General features: G+C 50.0%; 18 protein-coding genes, 3 tRNA genes and 3 other RNA genes. 21 read left to right on the top strand and 3 right to left on the bottom strand.

Annotation, left to right across the window (positions count from 1 at the left end; all coding sequences use genetic code 11):
- Positions 1–544: 544 nt before the first annotated feature.
- The 19 genes from cydA to pnuC all read left to right on the top strand — a co-directional run bounded on the left by cydA (position 545) and on the right by pnuC (position 12,600).
- Positions 545–2,113, top strand: a complete 1,569-nt coding sequence (gene cydA / locus GW591_RS10550; protein WP_013576435.1) for a cytochrome ubiquinol oxidase subunit I — start codon at positions 545–547, stop codon at positions 2,111–2,113.
- A 14-nt stretch (positions 2,114–2,127) separates the two neighbouring features.
- Positions 2,128–3,267: a cytochrome d ubiquinol oxidase subunit II gene (gene cydB, locus GW591_RS10545; RefSeq protein ID WP_013576434.1), complete on the top strand. Its 1,140-nt coding sequence runs from the start codon at positions 2,128–2,130 to the stop codon at positions 3,265–3,267.
- A 10-nt stretch (positions 3,268–3,277) separates the two neighbouring features.
- Positions 3,278–3,391 (top strand): cytochrome bd-I oxidase subunit CydX, encoded by a 114-nt coding sequence (gene cydX / locus GW591_RS10540; RefSeq protein WP_013576433.1) that lies wholly within the window; start codon positions 3,278–3,280, stop codon positions 3,389–3,391.
- Between the two features lie 2 nt (positions 3,392–3,393).
- Positions 3,394–3,687 (top strand): cyd operon protein YbgE, encoded by a 294-nt coding sequence (gene ybgE, locus GW591_RS10535; RefSeq protein WP_013576432.1) that lies wholly within the window; start codon positions 3,394–3,396, stop codon positions 3,685–3,687.
- A gap of 149 nt (positions 3,688–3,836) precedes the next feature.
- A complete protein-coding gene (ybgC, locus tag GW591_RS10530) occupies positions 3,837–4,241 on the top strand; it encodes a tol-pal system-associated acyl-CoA thioesterase (protein WP_013576431.1) in 405 nt (134 codons plus the stop codon).
- Complete coding sequence (tolQ, locus tag GW591_RS10525; RefSeq protein ID WP_013576430.1) at positions 4,238–4,927, top strand: Tol-Pal system protein TolQ; 690 nt, start codon at positions 4,238–4,240, stop codon at positions 4,925–4,927. The genes ybgC and tolQ overlap by 4 nt, the downstream gene beginning before the upstream one ends.
- 11 nt (positions 4,928–4,938) lie before the next feature.
- A complete protein-coding gene (tolR, locus tag GW591_RS10520; protein WP_013576429.1) occupies positions 4,939–5,370 on the top strand; it encodes a colicin uptake protein TolR in 432 nt (143 codons plus the stop codon).
- A gap of 113 nt (positions 5,371–5,483) precedes the next feature.
- Complete coding sequence (tolA, locus tag GW591_RS10515) at positions 5,484–6,689, top strand: cell envelope integrity protein TolA (RefSeq protein ID WP_166860550.1); 1,206 nt, start codon at positions 5,484–5,486, stop codon at positions 6,687–6,689.
- A 129-nt stretch (positions 6,690–6,818) separates the two neighbouring features.
- Positions 6,819–8,111, top strand: a complete 1,293-nt coding sequence (gene tolB, locus GW591_RS10510; protein WP_013576427.1) for a Tol-Pal system beta propeller repeat protein TolB — start codon at positions 6,819–6,821, stop codon at positions 8,109–8,111.
- A gap of 48 nt (positions 8,112–8,159) precedes the next feature.
- Entirely contained in the window at positions 8,160–8,672 is a 513-nt protein-coding gene (pal, locus tag GW591_RS10505; protein ID WP_013576426.1) for a peptidoglycan-associated lipoprotein Pal, read from the top strand.
- 9 nt (positions 8,673–8,681) lie between these two features.
- The gene (gene cpoB, locus GW591_RS10500; RefSeq protein ID WP_013576425.1) at positions 8,682–9,473 is read left to right on the top strand and encodes a cell division protein CpoB; all 792 of its coding nucleotides are present in this window, start codon (positions 8,682–8,684) and stop codon (positions 9,471–9,473) included.
- A gap of 197 nt (positions 9,474–9,670) precedes the next feature.
- A tRNA-Lys gene (locus GW591_RS10495) sits at positions 9,671–9,746 on the top strand.
- Positions 9,747–9,761: 15 nt separating this feature from the next.
- Positions 9,762–9,878: non-coding RNA, RtT sRNA (locus GW591_RS10490), on the top strand.
- A 71-nt stretch (positions 9,879–9,949) separates the two neighbouring features.
- Positions 9,950–10,025: transfer RNA gene (locus GW591_RS10485), tRNA-Lys, on the top strand.
- Positions 10,026–10,039: 14 nt separating this feature from the next.
- Positions 10,040–10,159: non-coding RNA, RtT sRNA (locus GW591_RS10480), on the top strand.
- 68 nt (positions 10,160–10,227) lie between these two features.
- Positions 10,228–10,303, top strand: a tRNA-Lys gene (locus tag GW591_RS10475).
- 14 nt (positions 10,304–10,317) lie between these two features.
- Positions 10,318–10,437, top strand: a non-coding RNA gene (locus GW591_RS10470) — RtT sRNA.
- A gap of 317 nt (positions 10,438–10,754) precedes the next feature.
- The gene (nadA, locus tag GW591_RS10465; protein ID WP_112151664.1) at positions 10,755–11,819 is read left to right on the top strand and encodes a quinolinate synthase NadA; all 1,065 of its coding nucleotides are present in this window, start codon (positions 10,755–10,757) and stop codon (positions 11,817–11,819) included.
- A 58-nt stretch (positions 11,820–11,877) separates the two neighbouring features.
- Complete coding sequence (gene pnuC / locus GW591_RS10460) at positions 11,878–12,600, top strand: nicotinamide riboside transporter PnuC (protein WP_037037501.1); 723 nt, start codon at positions 11,878–11,880, stop codon at positions 12,598–12,600.
- A 65-nt stretch (positions 12,601–12,665) separates the two neighbouring features.
- Here pnuC and zitB read toward each other — a convergent pair whose 3' ends face one another.
- Together zitB and GW591_RS10450 are read right to left on the bottom strand one after the other, a co-directional pair.
- On the bottom strand, positions 12,666–13,619 hold the full coding sequence (gene zitB / locus GW591_RS10455) for a CDF family zinc transporter ZitB (RefSeq protein WP_015690251.1): 954 nt from the start codon (positions 13,617–13,619) through the stop codon (positions 12,666–12,668).
- Positions 13,620–13,745: 126 nt separating this feature from the next.
- On the bottom strand, positions 13,746–14,075 hold the full coding sequence (locus GW591_RS10450) for a protein YbgS (protein ID WP_013576421.1): 330 nt from the start codon (positions 14,073–14,075) through the stop codon (positions 13,746–13,748).
- Between the two features lie 203 nt (positions 14,076–14,278).
- On the opposite strand from GW591_RS10450, the gene aroG reads away from it, so the two are divergent.
- Complete coding sequence (aroG, locus tag GW591_RS10445) at positions 14,279–15,331, top strand: 3-deoxy-7-phosphoheptulonate synthase AroG (protein ID WP_166860548.1); 1,053 nt, start codon at positions 14,279–14,281, stop codon at positions 15,329–15,331.
- Between the two features lie 65 nt (positions 15,332–15,396).
- On the opposite strand, the gene GW591_RS10440 is transcribed toward aroG, so the two are convergent.
- Positions 15,397–15,870, bottom strand: coding sequence for a GNAT family N-acetyltransferase (locus GW591_RS10440; RefSeq protein ID WP_015690248.1), 474 nt, complete (start codon positions 15,868–15,870; stop codon positions 15,397–15,399).
- A 137-nt stretch (positions 15,871–16,007) separates the two neighbouring features.
- Between GW591_RS10440 and GW591_RS10435 the strand changes: the two genes are divergently transcribed.
- Positions 16,008–16,331 carry a hypothetical protein gene (locus GW591_RS10435; protein ID WP_015690247.1) on the top strand — a complete coding sequence of 108 codons (324 nt, stop codon included), beginning with the start codon at positions 16,008–16,010 and terminating at the stop codon, positions 16,329–16,331.
- The last annotated feature ends 246 nt before the right edge of the window (positions 16,332–16,577 follow it).

Raw genomic sequence — 16,577 nt, 5'->3', positions numbered from 1 at the left:
GTTAATAATTAGGTTTAAACAGGTAGCAAAATAAATATTAACGATAACCATATAAACACAATTAATTAACATAAAGGCCACCCTTAAAGCTCAATGAAACCAACGGTTAACATCCTGAAATATTTTTTTCGAAATTGATGAAGACATTATAGAAATAAACAATGAGATAGGCTTAAATTGCGTCAGATCAATTACAGCGATTATCACTGTTTTGTTCTTAAATTGACCTGTACACGGAAATCCGCTTTGGGTCACTAAAAAACCTATTTAATGTGTGGGATTACTGGCGTAACATAATGCTCCTGTAACCATCCGTTTTTTGTATGATTATTTTTCCCGTGATTTTGCCCGTTCATCAGCCTGTTACAGGCCCGCTGATCGCGCTTTTTCCGGGTTCAGAGTGTCCCGCTGACAGCGTTACTCGCACTGAATGCTGGCTCTCTGTTCTGCACACATTTGAATACTGGTAGTCATGAGGCGTTCCGGCAACCGGTTCGTCAGAGATCGCAATTTGGGGTCTTCCTCCGAGGAGCAAGGGGTCAAGATGTTTGATATCGTTGAACTGTCGCGTTTACAGTTTGCTTTAACAGCCATGTACCATTTCCTATTTGTCCCATTAACGCTGGGTATGGCGTTTTTACTGGCAATTATGGAAACGGTTTATGTGCTTTCCGGCAAACAAATCTATAAAGATATGACCAAATTCTGGGGCAAACTTTTTGCAATTAACTTTGCATTGGGCGTTGCAACCGGTTTAACCATGGAATTCCAGTTCGGGACTAACTGGTCATATTTCTCACATTACGTCGGTGATATCTTCGGTGCGCCTCTGGCGATTGAAGGTTTAATGGCGTTCTTCCTGGAATCCACTTTAGTGGGCCTGTTCTTCTTCGGATGGGACCGTCTTTCTAAAGTTCAGCATATGACAGTGACCTGGTTTGTTGCCCTTGGCTCAAACTTGTCAGCACTGTGGATCCTGGTGGCGAACGGCTGGATGCAAAACCCGATTGCATCGACCTTCAACTACGAAACCATGCGTATGGAAATGGTCAGCTTCTCTGAGCTGGTTCTGAACCCGGTCGCACAGGTTAAATTCGTTCATACCGTAGCGTCTGGTTATGTGACTGGCGCGATGTTCATTCTGGCTATCAGCTCTTACTACCTGTTAAAAGGCCGCGACGTAGGTTTTGCGAAGCGTTCATTTGCTATCGCTGCAAGCTTCGGTCTGGCCGCAGTGCTCTCCGTTATCGTACTGGGTGATGAATCCGGTTATGAAATGGGTGACGTACAGAAAACCAAACTGGCGGCTATCGAAGCAGAGTGGGATACCCAACCTGCACCGGCAAGTTTCACGCTGTTCGGCATGCCTAATCAGGACAAAATGGAAAATGAATATTCCATTCAAATTCCTTACCTGCTCGGCCTGATTGCTACGCGTTCCGTGGATACGCCGGTTACTGGTCTGAAAGACCTGATGGCGCAACATGAAGTGCGTATCCGCAACGGTATGAAAGCGTACACCCTGCTGGAAGAACTGCGTTCGGGCAATACTGACCCGAAAGTCCGCAGCGATTTTGAAAATGCTAAGCAGGATCTGGGCTACGGTATGTTGCTCAAACGCTATACCGACAACCCGGCGGGAGCGACTGACGCACAGATTCAGAAAGCGACCAAAGATTCTATTCCACGCGTTCTGCCTCTGTACTTCGCATTCCGTATCATGGTTGCCTGCGGCATCCTGATGTTCGTCCTGATTGCGCTGTCCTTCTATACCGTCCTGCGCGGCAAGATTGGTCAGAAACGCTGGTTACACCGCGCGGTATTCATCGGCCTGCCATTGCCGTGGATTGCTGTCGAAGCGGGCTGGTTCGTGGCTGAATATGGTCGTCAGCCTTGGGCGATTGGTGAAGTGTTACCGACTGCGGTTGCACACTCTTCACTGACTGTGGGTGATGTACTGTCCTCGATGATCCTCATCTGCGGTCTGTACACCCTGTTCCTGGTCGCTGAAATGTTCCTGATGTTCAAATATGCGCGCCTGGGCCCAAGCAGCCTGAAAACTGGCCGTTATCATTATGAACAAACTTCAGCGCCACTTGAGCAAGCTCGGTAATAGGGAGTCCACTTATGTTTGATTATGAAGTTTTACGGTTCATCTGGTGGGTGCTGATTGGCGTGCTGTTTATCGGCTTCGCCGTCACCGATGGATTTGATATGGGCGTAGGCATCCTGGTGCGCATTATCGGTAAAACCGATACTGACCGCCGCGTGATGATTAACGCCATCGCCCCGCACTGGGACGGCAACCAGGTCTGGCTGATTACGGCCGGTGGCGCATTGTTCGCTGCCTGGCCGATGGTCTACGCAGCGGCTTTCTCCGGCTTCTATGCCGCGATGGTGCTGGTGTTGTGCGCCTTGTTCTTCCGTCCGCTGGGCTTTGATTACCGTTCAAAACTCGAGAGCGCTCGCTGGCGTGGCATGTGGGACTGGGGCATCTTTATCGGCAGCTTCGTGCCCGCTCTGGTGTTCGGTGTGGCCTTCGGTAACCTTCTGTTAGGGGTGCCGTTCCATATCGACAGCGACCTGCGTCTGTTCTACACCGGTAATCTGCTGGGCTTGCTGAACCCGTACGGCATTCTGGCCGGTCTGGTGAGCCTGACTATGCTGATCACCCAGGGCGCTACCTACCTGCAAATGCGTACTGTGGGTGAACTGCACCTGCGTACCCGTACCGCGTCGCAGATTTCTGCGCTGGTGATGATGGTGTGCTTCCTGCTGGCGGGTATCTGGTTAGTGAAAGGGATTGATGGCTTCACCGTGACATCCGTTATGGATCACGCGGGTCCGTCTAACCCGCTGCGCAAAACTGTGTCTCATGAAGCGGGTGCATGGCTGGCGAACTTCAACAAGACGCCGGGCCTGTGGGCAATTCCTGCGTTAGGTGTGATTTTGCCGCTGCTGACCATTTTGTTCTCGCGCATGAATAAAGCCGCGCTGGCGTTCATCAGTAACTCACTGACTATCGCCTGTGTGATCCTGACTGCCGGTATCACTATGTTCCCGTTCGTGATGCCTTCTATCACTGAACCGAATGCCAGCCTGACAATGTGGGATGCAACATCTACGCTGTTGACGCTGAGAGTGATGACCGTTGTCGCTTGTATCTTTGTGCCAATCATCCTGATTTACACCTCATGGGCGTATTACAAGATGTTCGGGCGCCTCGATAAACACTACATCGAGAACAACAAGCATTCGTTGTATTAAGGAGAACACCATGTGGTATTTTGCCTGGATCCTCGGCACCTTACTGGCTTGCTCATTCGGTATCATTACCGCGCTGGCGTTTGAACACAGCGAAGCCAATAAAGCGGCTAAAGAAGAGAAGTAATAATGAGTGTGATCGTGGATAAACTCTACGCCATCACAGACAAGGGCCCCTTGCGGGCCCTTTCGCTTGTGATGTCACTGGCACTGGCCGGTTGCGTTTTCTGGAAACCGGGCATGTTTGCCTCGTCGACCAGTCAGCTTGAAGTCTGGCATGGGCTCATTTTGATATGGGCTGTGTGCAGTGGCGTGATCCACGGCCTGGGTTTTCGCCCGAATAAATCAGTCTGGAAGGCTTTCTTCTCGCCATTGCTGGCGATGATTGCGCTAGCTGCAGGACTTTATTACTTTTTCAGCTGATTTTTTGCATAAAAAAAAGACAAATTTACAGTAATTTTCTTATGGGCCGTGCTGGCCCATAATTATTTTCATTCCAGCAATCCTACCCATTCCCAACCCCAATTCTCTTGCGTATAGTAGTGCCGTCAAATTGCATTACGGGATGTACAGTGAGTAATTCGTTGTTCCGATGGCCGGTTCGTGTCTATTTTGAGGACACAGACGCGGGAGGTGTGGTCTACCATGCCCGATACGTCGCCTTTTATGAAAGGGCTCGCACAGAGATGTTGCGCCAACGCAATTTTCACCAGCAGCAGTTGCTGAGTGAACACGTCGCTTTTGCTGTCCGCCGCATGACGGTCGAATACTTTGCACCAGCTCGCTTAGATGACCTGCTGGATGTTCAGAGTGAGATTACGTCCATTCGCGGAGCTTCTCTTACTTTTGCACAACGAATTCTTGATTCGCATGGAAACCTTCTGAGTTCTGCAGAAGTGTTGATCGCATGCATTGATCCAAACCAAATGAAGCCCCGAGCGCTTCCTAAGTCTATTGTCGCGGAGTTTAAGCAGTGACTGACATGAACATTCTTGATTTATTTTTGAAGGCCAGCATCCTGGTCAAGCTGATTATGCTTGTCCTGGTGTGCTTCTCTATCGCGTCCTGGGCGATCATCATTCAACGCACCAAAGTGCTGAATGCCGCCACCCGCGAGGCAGAAGCGTTCGAAGATAAATTCTGGTCCGGTATCGAACTTTCCCGTCTGTATCAGGAAAGTCAGGGCCGCCGCGAAACCCTGAGCGGGGCAGAGCAGATCTTCCATTCTGGTTTTAAAGAGTTCGCCCGCCTTCATCGTGCCAACAGCCACGCGCCAGAAGCCGTGATTGAAGGTTCTTCACGTGCGATGCGTATTTCTTTTAACCGTGAACTCGAATCACTTGAAACTCACATTCCGTTCCTTGGTACTGTCGGTTCTATCAGCCCTTATATCGGTCTGTTCGGTACAGTCTGGGGGATCATGCACGCCTTTATCGGTTTAGGTTCTGTGAAACAGGCAACGTTGCAAATGGTTGCTCCGGGTATCGCAGAAGCACTGATCGCCACCGCGATTGGTCTGTTTGCCGCTATCCCTGCTGTTATGGCGTACAACCGCCTGAACCAGCGTGTGAACAAGCTTGAGCAAAACTACGATAACTTCATGGAAGAATTCACGGCTATCCTGCACCGTCAGGCTTTCTCTCGCGAAACCAGCAGTAACTAAAGGGGGAGAGTATGGCTCGTTCACGAGGTCGTCGTAACCGTCGCGAAGGTAAGTCGGAGATCAATATCGTTCCGCTGCTGGACGTACTGCTGGTTCTGTTACTGATTTTTATGGCAACAGCGCCCATCATTACCCAGAGTGTGGAAGTTGATTTGCCTGACGCAACGGATTCTAAAACGGTGTCCAGCGATGATAATCCGCCAGTGATTGTTGAAGTGTCTGGCGTGGGTCAATACACCATCGTGGTTGACCATCAGCGTATGGAACAATTGCCTGAACAGCAGGTGATCGCGGAAGCGACCAGCCGTATTCAGGCCAATCCGAAGACGGTATTTCTGATCGGTGGTGCGAAAGATGTGCCTTATGATGAAATTATTAAGGCGCTGAACATGCTGCATCAGGCTGGCGTGAAGTCTGTCGGATTGATGACACAACCTATCTGAGGATAGGTAATTTGTAACACTTATTTGAAACCCGGCATTCTCTGGCTTGTTAAAAGTATGACAGGCAATACAGGAAACCGGGTTTTTAGTAATCCTGTCTTGGGAAATCTATTTTGGTAAAGGCAACTGCAACTGAACAAAACGATAAGCTCAAACGCGCCGTTATTGTTTCGGTCGTTCTGCATATCATCATTATAGCCCTGTTGATTTGGGGATCGCTGGACGAAGATACCAGCATGAGTGGCGGCGGTGGCGGTAGCGATATCTCTGCCGTAATGGTTGATCCAAGTGCCGTGGTCGATCAGTACAACCGTCAGCAGCAGCAACAGGCTGATTCCCAACGTGCTGCCGCAGCGCGTCAGAAAAAATCAGAACAACAGGCTGAAGAGCTGCAACAGAAACAGGCCGCAGAACAGCAACGCCTGAAAGAACTTGAGAAAGAGCGTCTGCAAGCGCAGGAAAATGCCAAGCAGCAGGCTCAGGAACAGGCTCAGCAGCAGAAGCAGGCTGAACAAGCCGCTGAGCAGGCGAAAGAACAGCAGAAACAGGCAGAAGCTGCTGCCGCACAAGCGAAGGCTGAAGCGGCCAAAGCGGCCGCTCAGGCGAAAGCAGATGCTGCGAAAGAAGCGGCTAAAGCACAAGCTGATGCTAAAAAACAAGCAGAGGCTGAAGCTGCCGCCGCCGCTGCCGCAGCGAAGAAACAAGCCGAAGCGGACGCTAAGAAAGAAGCGGCCGCAGAAGCCAAAAAACAGGCTGCTGCTGAGGCAAAAGCTCAGGCCGCGGCTGATGCGAAGGCACAAGCTGACGCCGATGCCAAAGCCGCCGCCGATGCAAAAGCTGCCGCTGCCGCAGAGAAAAAAGCGGAAGCTGCCGCTGCTGCCAAGAAAGCTGCAGCGGATAAAAAAGCTGCCGCCGCAGCCAAAGAAGCCGCTGATGCGAATAACTTATTTGATGGCCTTGCCGACTCCAAAAATGCACCGAAAGGCGCAACAGGTGGCGGCGCTTCTGCTCCTTCAGGGAAGGGGACTCAGAAAAAGGCGGGGGCATCCGGGGCTGATATTGCGAACTATGGTAGCCAGATTAAGGCTGCCATCGAGAGCAGATTCTATGACGCGTCATCTTATACAGGCAAAACCTGTGCGTTGCGCGTTAAAATGAACCCTGATGGCTCATTAATCAGTGTGTCGGCAGAAGGTGGGGATCCTGCACTGTGTCAGGCGGCGCTTGCCGCAGCCCGACAGGCGAAGTTCCCGAAACCGCCTTCTGAAGCCGTCTATGAAGTATTTAAAAATGCTCCGATAGATTTCAAACCTCAATAAAAGATGAAAATGATAACTTTTCAGATTTTTACGATGGTTTGCAGGGTGTAATTCTAGTTTTGTGTGCGTTGGTTTGTTAAAATTCTGCTAAATTATCGCGGGCAGATACGTCCAGATAAGGGAGATACAATGAAGCAGGCATTTCGAGTAGCGTTCGGCCTTTTGATGATGTGGGCATCTGTGGTTCATGCAGAAGTTCGCATTGAAATTACCCAAGGGGTAGATACAGCTCGTCCGATTGGCGTTGTGCCATTCAAATGGGCTGGCCCGGGTACACCACCTGAAGATGTGGGTGGTATCGTTGCTGCTGACTTACGTAACAGTGGCAAATTCAATCCTATTGATGCATCACGTATGCCTCAGCAGCCAACCTCCGCCGCAGAAGTGACCCCTGCAGCCTGGACCGCGCTGGGTATTGATGCTGTTGTTATCGGTCAGGTTCAGCCTGCAGCCGATGGCAGCTATGTGGTGTCTTACCAACTGGTGGATACCTCTGGCGCACCAGGTACCGTGCTGGCGCAAAACCAGTACAAAGTGACCAAACAATGGTTGCGTTATTCCGCCCATACCGCCAGCGATGAAGTGTTTGAAAAGCTGACCGGTATTAAAGGCGCATTCCGTACCCGTATCGCTTATATCGTGCAGACTAACGGCGGGAAATTCCCGTATGAACTGCGTGTAGCGGATTACGATGGATACAATCAGTTTGTCGTTCACCGTTCACCTGAGCCTCTGATGTCTCCGGCCTGGTCTCCGGACGGCAGCAAACTGGCTTACGTCACCTTTGAGAGCGGTCGTTCAGCATTGGTGGTTCAGACGCTGGCAAACGGTGCAATCAAGCAGATTGCCTCATTCCCTCGTCACAACGGTGCACCAGCTTTCTCTCCGGATGGCAGCAAACTGGCTTTCGCACTGTCTAAAGACGGTAGCCTGAACCTGTATGTGATGAATCTGTCTTCTGGCCAGATTAGTCAGGTGACTAACGGACGTAGCAACAATACGGAACCAACCTGGTTCCCGGACAGCCAGAATCTGGCATTCACGTCGGATCAGGGCGGTCGTCCGCAGGTTTATAAAGTCAACATTAATGGCGGTGCGCCTCAGCGTCTGACCTGGGAAGGCTCGCAGAATCAGGACTCTGACGTAAGTACAGATGGCAAGTTCCTGGTTATGGTGAGCAGCGCCAGCGGTACACAGCACATCGCTAAACTAGATCTGGCAACGGGAGCCGTTCAAACATTGACGGACACGTTCCTGGATGAAACGCCTAGCCTCGCACCAAATGGCACCATGGTAATTTACAGTTCCTCTCAAGGACTGGGTTCCGTATTGCAGTTGGTATCGACTGATGGGCGCTTCAAAGCGCGTCTTCCGGCAACTGATGGACAGGTCAAATTTCCTGCCTGGTCGCCGTATCTGTAATGCATAGAAAAACTATGTATGGCAAAAAATTATAAAAGGATCGAATAGATGCAACTGAATAAAGTGCTGAAAGGGCTGATGCTGGCGTTGCCTGTACTGGCAGTAGCTGCTTGTAGTTCTCACAAGAACGCAGACAACGACCAATCCAACGGTATGGGTCTGAACTCTGGCGCAGGCACTGAAAACGCAAACATGTCTTCAGAAGAGCAAGCTCGTCTGCAGATGCAAGAACTGCAGAAAAACAACATCGTTTACTTTGGCCTGGACAAATACGATGTGTCTTCTGAATTCGCTCAGATGTTGGACGCGCACGCTGCTTTCCTGCGTAGCAACCCGTCTTACAAAGTGACTGTAGAAGGTCATGCTGACGAACGTGGTACTCCAGAGTACAACATCGCCCTGGGCGAACGTCGTGCTACTGCTGTTAAAATGTACCTGCAAGGCAAAGGCGTTTCTGCTGACCAAATCTCTATCGTTTCTTACGGTAAAGAAAAACCAGCTGTACTGGGCCATGACGAAGCGGCATACGCTAAAAACCGTCGTGCCGTACTGGTATACTAAGAGAGTAGTATGAGCAGTAACTTCAGAACTCACTTGTTGAGTCTGTCGTTACTGGTTGGCGTAGCGGTCCCATGGGCCGCTACTGCCCAAGCGCCAATCAGTAATGTCGGCTCAGGCTCGATTGAAGATCGGGTCACCTCTCTGGAGCGTATTTCTAACGCTCACAGCCAGCTATTAACTCAACTCCAGCAACAACTTTCTGATACCCAACGTGATATGGATACTCTTCGTGGTCAAATCCAGGAGAACCAATATCAGTTGAGTCAGCTTGGTGATCGCCAGAAGCAGATTTTTAATCAACTGGACAGCTTAAGCCAGAGTTCTGCCGGAGCCGCCAGCACGGGTGCTGCAGCAGCCACAGGTGACGCTTCCGGTTCTGCTGCCACAACGCCTGATGCGGGTGCTGCACAAGCCCCGGCAAGCACCGGTGACGTGAACAGTGACTACAATGCTGCAGTTTCACTGGCGCTGGAAAAGAAACAGTATGATGAAGCCATTGCGGCTTTTCAGAGTTTCGTAAAAAAATATCCTGATTCAACTTATCAGCCTAATGCCAATTACTGGCTGGGACAGTTGTATTACAACAAGGGTAAAAAAGACGATGCTGCCTATTATTTTGCGGTTGTGGTCAAAAACTACCCTAAGTCTCCAAAAAGTTCTGACGCAATGTTCAAGGTTGGGGTGATCATGCAGGAGAAAGGGCAGGCTGATAAAGCCAAAGCCGTCTTCGCACAGGTCGTGAAACAGTACCCAAATACCGATGCGGCAAAACAAGCTCAAAAACGTTTATCTGCAAAATAGTTCCTCGTTCAGGTCCGGAAAATGTACATATCGTGCATTTTCTGGGCTTGAGTGTGTGAAACGCCATCAGTTAGCACTCTTTCTGAAAATTAAAGTTGCACTGAAAAGTTAAATAAGTAATATATGCCGCCGTTGCCCAGACAACTCCAAACGGCTAACGCTGTCAGAGATTTAGGCAATATGCAGCAGGTTTAGATGGGCCGTTAGCTCAGTTGGTAGAGCAGTTGACTTTTAATCAATTGGTCGCTGGTTCGAATCCAGCACGGCCCACCACTTTTAAAGTGGAAAATGCAGTGAAGCAGTGCAGGATGAGAACCATAGGTTCGAGCCGAGCGAAGCGAGACGACAACGCGCAAGCGTTGCCCGCAGGCGAGGTGAAACCGAGTCAATCCAGCACGGCCACCAATCTAAATCAGCATTGCATGTGGCTTGCACACCAACTGCAAGACACGCTGGCAATAAGCAGTATTCAGGAAGGGCCGTTAGCTCAGTTGGTAGAGCAGTTGACTTTTAATCAATTGGTCGCTGGTTCGAATCCAGCACGGCCCACCACTGTTAAAGTGGAAAATGTAGTGAAGCAGTGCAGGATGAGAACCACAAGTTCGAGCCGAGCGAAGCGAGACGACAACGCGCAAGCGTTGCCCGCAGGGCGAGGTGAAACCGAGTCAATCCAGCACGGCTCACCACTCTTTAGAGTGTAATGTCCTGAATAATTTTAGAAGCCGACAGTAAAAGCAGTACGCAGCATTTAGATGGGCCGTTAGCTCAGTTGGTAGAGCAGTTGACTTTTAATCAATTGGTCGCTGGTTCGAATCCAGCACGGCCCACCACTTTCAAAGTGGAAAATGTAGTGAAGCAGTGCAGGATGAGAACCACAAGTTCGAGCCGAGCGAAGCGAGACGACAACGCGCAAGCGTTGCCCGCAGGGCGAGGTGAAATCGAGTCAATCCAGCACGGCCCACCACTGTTAAAGTGGAAATGCAGTGAAGCCATCTAAATTGCAGAATTCAGAGAAAAGCGCCTTTTGGCGCTTTTTTCGCATGTGAGTCCCAAAAGACCTCATTTTTTCTTAAGTCTTCGCTTTTTGTTCCCCCGTTGCGTGTCTTGTTCGAGACTCTTTTAAGTCCAGTAAACATTTTAAGCCCTGCGTCTATTATTTGGACGACTTCCCCTGCTTTTTGCGGTATTTTGTTTAGCATACAAAACTAAGGATTCCCGGGTGGGATCTGTTGTGGCTTATGGCTATCCGGGCAAGTTGCCTGACTGAATGAGATAACGAGTATGAGCGAAACATTGGATCTGAATGCGACGGTTTATCCTTTCCCTCCGAAACCCGCCGTGCTGACTGCAGATGAAAAGACCTTCTATAAAGAGAAGATCAGAAAACTGCTGAAGGAACGTGATGCCGTGATGGTGGCGCATTATTACACCGATCCTGAAATTCAGGCGCTCGCTGAAGAAACCGGTGGTATTGTCGCGGATTCTTTAGAGATGGCGCGTTTTGGCAGCCAGCATCCTGCTTCGACCCTGCTTGTCGCGGGTGTGCGCTTCATGGGAGAAACGGCCAAAATCCTCAGCCCGGAAAAAACCGTGCTGATGCCAACCCTCAACGCTGAATGTTCTTTGGATCTGGGCTGCCCGGAGCAAGCTTTCTCAGATTTTTGCGACCAGCACCCCGACCGCACCGTTGTGGTCTACGCTAATACCTCAGCAGCAGTAAAAGCCAGAGCCGACTGGGTCGTGACCTCAAGCATTGCGGTTGAGCTGATTGAACATCTCGATAGTCTGGGTGAAAAAATAATCTGGGCACCTGACCGGCACCTCGGAAATTACGTCCGTAAGCAGACGGGGGCAGACGTCTTGTGCTGGCAGGGCGCCTGTATCGTCCATGACGAGTTTAAAACACAGGCCCTGACCCGAATGAAAGGCTTGTATCCGAACGCCGCTGTTCTGGTGCATCCGGAGTCTCCTCAGGCGATCGTTGATATGGCTGATGCGGTCGGTTCTACCAGTCAGCTTATTCAGGCGGCAAAAACGTTGCCTCAGAAGCAACTGATCGTCGCCACTGACCGTGGTATTTTTTACAAAATGCAGCAGGCGTGCCCGGACAAAGAATTGTTTGAAGCGCCGACGGCGGGTGAGGGCGCAAGTTGCCGTACCTGCGCACATTGTCCGTGGATGGCGATGAATGGCCTTAAAGCCATTGCTGAAGGTCTGGAACACGGCGGCACGGAACATGCTATCGAGGTGGAAGAAGCGCTGCGTGTGAAATCACTGATCCCCCTGAATCGCATGCTGGATTTTGCTGCCCAACTTAGATTACGGACGCAGGCTAAAGCGCTGTAAGCATTTTTTGTGACTGATAATGTCTTGTGACTGACAATAAAAGGAAAAGGATGTGATGATGGATTTTTTCAGTACCAGCAATATTCTGGTTCATATACCGCTTGGAAAGGGCGGATATGACCTGTCGTGGATTGAAGCTGTAGGCACCCTTTTTGGATTGCTCTGCATCTGGTACGCCAGCAAAGAAAAGCTGATCAACTATCCTTTCGGTCTGATCAACGTCACATTGTTTGCGATCATCTTTTTCCAGATCCAGCTTTATGCCAGCCTGCTGCTGCAGATTTTCTTCTTTGCCGCGAATATCTACGGCTGGTATGCCTGGAGTCGTCAGACAGCCGATCAGGAAGCTGAATTGCAGATCCGCTGGTTGCCGCGTGGCAAAGCGCTGATATGGGGCGTAGTGTGCATCGCAGGCATTCTGCTGATGACCTTCAACATTGACCGCGTTTTTGCCACCCTGACGCTAGTGGCGGTGAATCTGATGCAGGCGCTGGGGCTGAATGTGCAGATGCCTGAACTGCAACCTGATGCCTTCCCGTTCTGGGATTCGTCAATGATGGTGTTGTCGATTGTGGCAATGCTGCTGATGACCCGAAAATATGTCGAGAACTGGCTGCTGTGGGTCATCATTGATGTCATCAGCGTCGCGATTTTCGCTTATCAGGGCGTTTATGCGATGGCGCTTGAATACGTGCTGCTGACGCTGATTGCACTGAACGGTTCGTGGCTGTGGATCAAAAGTGCAAAGCAAAACGGTTCTCAGCCTTTGCAACCGGCCTGATTTTGCGACCATAAAAAACGCCTCCATAACGGAGGCGTTTTGCTTTCTCGTTCTGACCTGAGGAATCAGTGGTGATGATGTGCATGGCTATGACCATGATGATCGTGCCCGGCGCGGGTCACCGGAATTTCATTCATCTCACAATCCGGTGCTTCACACTGGCCATATTCCATCTGTATCGTGGCATGGCCGATGCGGCATTTTTCCAGTAAATGGTGCTGAATGCGGTAAAGCAGCGCGTCGTGATCGTGCGGTGGAACAACCTGCACGTGCACGGTCATCAGACGCTGTTCACCAATCTGCCAGACGTGAACGTGATGCACGTTGCGCACCTCCGGGATACTCAGGGATAAATCCCGGCGCAGTTTATTGATATCGATCTCTTCCGGTGTGCCTTCCAGCAACTCATGGAAACTCTCCCGCAGCAACCGCCAGGCATTGTTTAACACCAGGCAGGAAACCAGCACTGATAAAATCGGGTCCACAGGTGTCCAGCCGGTATACATGATGATCAGCGCCGCAGCGACCGCCCCAATTGACCCCAGCAAATCACCCAGAACGTGCAGCGCGGCGGCACGCACATTAATGTTGGCTTTTTCCTGGCCCTGATGCAGCAGCCAGAAGGCCAGAATATTGGCAAACAGGCCAGCGATGGCGATCACCAGCATAGTGGTGCCCATCACCGGCTGTGGATTAAAGAATCGCGCGATGGCTTCCCAGACAATCAGAACGACAATCACCAGCAGCGCAGCGGCATTGACGAAGGCCGCCATGGTCGTCAGGCGCAAATAGCCAAAAGTATGGCGGGTATTCGGCTTACGTTTAGCAAAGCGTACGGCAAGCAATGCGACAAGCAGCGCGGCGGCGTCAGTCAGCATGTGTCCTGCATCGGCCAGAAGCGCCAGAGAGCCGGAGACCAGCCCGCCAATCACTTCGGCCACCATGAAAATCACAGTAACGAGGAAAGCCAGCAACAAACGGCGACTGTTTTTGTCCTGTGGTAACAGGGAAGAAGACATAATTATATTCACAAAAATGATGAACCGAGACAATCACAATAGCGTAATCATAACGTGTTGCAAGAAGGGGAAGTTAAGGAAGAAGGAGGAAACAAAGTTCCTCCTGTGTGAACAACCGTGACGGGATTAGTTACCGGTTTCTTTCGACGGTGTTGTGCCCGGGGTCTGATTCGGACAACGGCCATCTTTGCACATGGTTTTCTTATGCTGTTTGTCTTTGCTCATGTGATGCGTAGTGGTATCCGTTTTGGTATTCACTTCATTCACCGGTTTACTGGTATTGTTGATCTGATCGTTGCTCACACTTTTTGGCGCAATTTTCTGAATTGAACCCGGCGAGCCGGACTGATTTGCCTGGCCATTGTTATCGCTGGCTGAGGATTCGCCGGCAGCATAAGCAGCGCCGGTGGTCAGCGCCATGGTTGCGGTCAGTAACATGATTGCGAGCTTTTTCATAATGTTCATCTCCATTGTTTCGTTAAAGGTCCATGGTCGTTTTTCATGTGCCTGATAAAAGCCTAGCTAAATAAATTATGTCCTAAATCAAAATGAGACGAATCGTAAGTGTAAAAGCAGGTTTACACTGACATTCAATACGGCTAGATTGAACGCGGTCAGCGTTTCGCTTTGTCTCTTATGAACACCCGAATGGAACAGTTATGAATTATCAAAACGACGATTTACGCATTAAAGAAATCAAAGAACTTTTACCTCCGGTTGCCCTGCTCGAAAAATTTCCCGCCACTGACAAAGCGGCAAAAACAGTTTCTCAGGCTCGCAATGCCATTCATAAGATACTGAAAGGAAACGATGATCGCCTTCTTGTCGTCATCGGGCCGTGCTCTATTAACGATCCGAAAGCCGCGAAAGAATACGCTGCCCGTTTGCTGAAAATGCGTGAAGAGCTGCAAGGTGAGCTGGAAGTGGTGATGCGTGTTTATTTTGAAAAACCGCGCACTACGGTGGGCTGGAAAGGGCTCATTAATGATCCGCACATGAATAACAGCTACCAGATTAACGACGGTTTGCGCATTGCCCGCAAACTGTTACTGGATATTAATGACAGCGGTCTGCCAGCGGCGGGCGAGTTCCTGGACATGATTACGCCACAATATCTGGCGGATTTAATGAGCTGGGGTGCCATCGGCGCACGTACCACGGAATCTCAGGTACACCGTGAGTTGTCCTCCGGCTTATCTTGCCCGGTTGGTTTCAAAAACGGCACCGACGGTACCATTAAAGTGGCGATCGACGCCATCAACGCGGCTGGCGCGCCGCATTGCTTCCTGTCTGTCACCAAATGGGGGCACTCCGCTATCGTGAACACCAGCGGGAATAACGACTGCCATATCATTCTGCGCGGCGGCAAAAAGCCAAACTACAGTGCTCAGGATGTGCAGGAAGTGAAAGAAGGCCTGAAAAAAGGCGGACTGCCAGCCCGTATCATGATCGATTTCAGCCATGCCAACAGCAGTAAGCAATTCAAAAAGCAGATGGAAGTGTGTGAAGACGTTTGTGGTCAGATTGCGGGTGGCGAACAGGCGGTGATGGGCGTGATGGTCGAAAGTCATCTGGTCGAAGGGAATCAGAGCCTCGACAGCGGTGAACCTCTGCTTTATGGCCAGAGCGTGACCGATGCCTGCATCGGCTGGGAAGATACCGAAGTGCTGCTGCGTAATCTCGCGAACGCCGTTAAAGCGCGTCGCGGATAATTCTTTAACGCCAGCATATCTTTCTGAGCCCCGCTTTTGCGGGGCTTTTTATTACCTGAATATGTTCAGAGCGTGCATTTCATATCCATACAACGCAAATCAGCATTCGCCATCTCAGAGCGGTAAAGACTCTCTTTTACCAGACTGAAACCGTTCCTCTTATAAAATTCAAAAGCATTCGGTGTGGAAGCCAGCGTAAGTGCTGTGAATCCCCGCGATTTGGCTTCCGCTTTTATGGCAGCAAGAATTTGGGTGGCGAGACCTTTGCCTTCGAATTCCGGCAACGTAAAAATCGCTTCAACACTGCCATTTTTCAGATCGAGAAAACCTGTTGCCGCCGGTGTCTCCAGCCCGTGCACCTGTGCGACAAAAAAAGGATTCTCCGCAATAGCTTTGCGATATCCGGCAGGCATCTGTTCGGGCGTCCACGCCATCACAATGTCTGCGCCATAGGTATTTTTACATCCGTGGCGGATAGCCTGATTTCTGATTTCCCAGAGTATTTCCGCTTCATCGGGGCAGGCGAGTCTGACGGGCATTGTTATCTCCTTTTTGATGGCGTTCAGAAATAACTTACATGAATTCATCGCTCAATGTGTTGAATATGAAGTTTATTTTTTCACCGCGAGGTGTAACATTATCTTTTGCTAACAATAAAAACTGACAGGGATGAGAGATGAACGCAGTACAGATAAGAACAATAGAAATCCGAAAAATTACCGCCGGGACTGTCTATAAATTGGTGTCTGTCGGCATGCTGTTTGCAGCCTTACCTGTGGGTTTGCTGATGGGAATTATGGGGGCTTTTGGGTATGACGTGATTTTACTGAATGGCGAATACGTCTATGGCATTACAGCGTTTATCACCGCGCCGGTCCTTGCCTGCTTAATGTCACAAGTGTTCACGCTATTCTTTGGAACATTTATTTGCCTGGGATTGTGGATTTACTCACGTATTAAACGGATGAATATCAGGATAGTAGAAGATTCAAATACCTGATAAAGCAAGAGCAGGATGATGACAGAAAACGAACTGGATAAAGCCATTCACAAAGCTAATGAAAGGGAACGTTATCTCTGGCGGTACGCTCGCTGGTTTATCAAAATCTTGTGGTTTGGCTTGTTTATGGCTTTCCTTGCGCAATTAATACAACGTTATTTTCAGTGCTAACGTGTTTCTGATTTTGCCTGATGAGAAAGTCAAAGCCCCGGTTAATTATCGGGGCTTATTGTTTTATGCATTACT

The sequence above is a fragment of the Rahnella aceris genome (assembly GCF_011684115.1).
Taxonomy (GTDB): Bacteria; Pseudomonadota; Gammaproteobacteria; order Enterobacterales; family Enterobacteriaceae; genus Rahnella; species Rahnella aceris.
The sequence above is the reverse complement of the archived record's forward strand: the minus strand, read 5'-3'. Positions and strand labels throughout refer to the sequence as shown.

What these genes read in the sequence shown, in the direction of transcription:
- cydA (WP_013576435.1), top strand. Translation starts at nt 545, where the DNA reads ATGTTTGATATCGTTGAACTGTCGCGTTTACAGTTTGCTTTAACAGCC.
- cydB (WP_013576434.1), top strand. Translation starts at nt 2,128, where the DNA reads ATGTTTGATTATGAAGTTTTACGGTTCATCTGGTGGGTGCTGATTGGC.
- cydX (WP_013576433.1), top strand. Translation starts at nt 3,278, where the DNA reads ATGTGGTATTTTGCCTGGATCCTCGGCACCTTACTGGCTTGCTCATTC.
- ybgE (WP_013576432.1), top strand. Translation starts at nt 3,394, where the DNA reads ATGAGTGTGATCGTGGATAAACTCTACGCCATCACAGACAAGGGCCCC.
- tolR (WP_013576429.1), top strand. Translation starts at nt 4,939, where the DNA reads ATGGCTCGTTCACGAGGTCGTCGTAACCGTCGCGAAGGTAAGTCGGAG.
- tolB (WP_013576427.1), top strand. Translation starts at nt 6,819, where the DNA reads ATGAAGCAGGCATTTCGAGTAGCGTTCGGCCTTTTGATGATGTGGGCA.
- pal (WP_013576426.1), top strand. Translation starts at nt 8,160, where the DNA reads ATGCAACTGAATAAAGTGCTGAAAGGGCTGATGCTGGCGTTGCCTGTA.
- cpoB (WP_013576425.1), top strand. Translation starts at nt 8,682, where the DNA reads ATGAGCAGTAACTTCAGAACTCACTTGTTGAGTCTGTCGTTACTGGTT.
- nadA (WP_112151664.1), top strand. Translation starts at nt 10,755, where the DNA reads ATGAGCGAAACATTGGATCTGAATGCGACGGTTTATCCTTTCCCTCCG.
- pnuC (WP_037037501.1), top strand. Translation starts at nt 11,878, where the DNA reads ATGGATTTTTTCAGTACCAGCAATATTCTGGTTCATATACCGCTTGGA.
- zitB (WP_015690251.1), bottom strand. Translation starts at nt 13,619, where the DNA reads ATGTCTTCTTCCCTGTTACCACAGGACAAAAACAGTCGCCGTTTGTTG.
- GW591_RS10450 (WP_013576421.1), bottom strand. Translation starts at nt 14,075, where the DNA reads ATGAAAAAGCTCGCAATCATGTTACTGACCGCAACCATGGCGCTGACC.
- aroG (WP_166860548.1), top strand. Translation starts at nt 14,279, where the DNA reads ATGAATTATCAAAACGACGATTTACGCATTAAAGAAATCAAAGAACTT.
- GW591_RS10440 (WP_015690248.1), bottom strand. Translation starts at nt 15,870, where the DNA reads ATGCCCGTCAGACTCGCCTGCCCCGATGAAGCGGAAATACTCTGGGAA.
- GW591_RS10435 (WP_015690247.1), top strand. Translation starts at nt 16,008, where the DNA reads ATGAACGCAGTACAGATAAGAACAATAGAAATCCGAAAAATTACCGCC.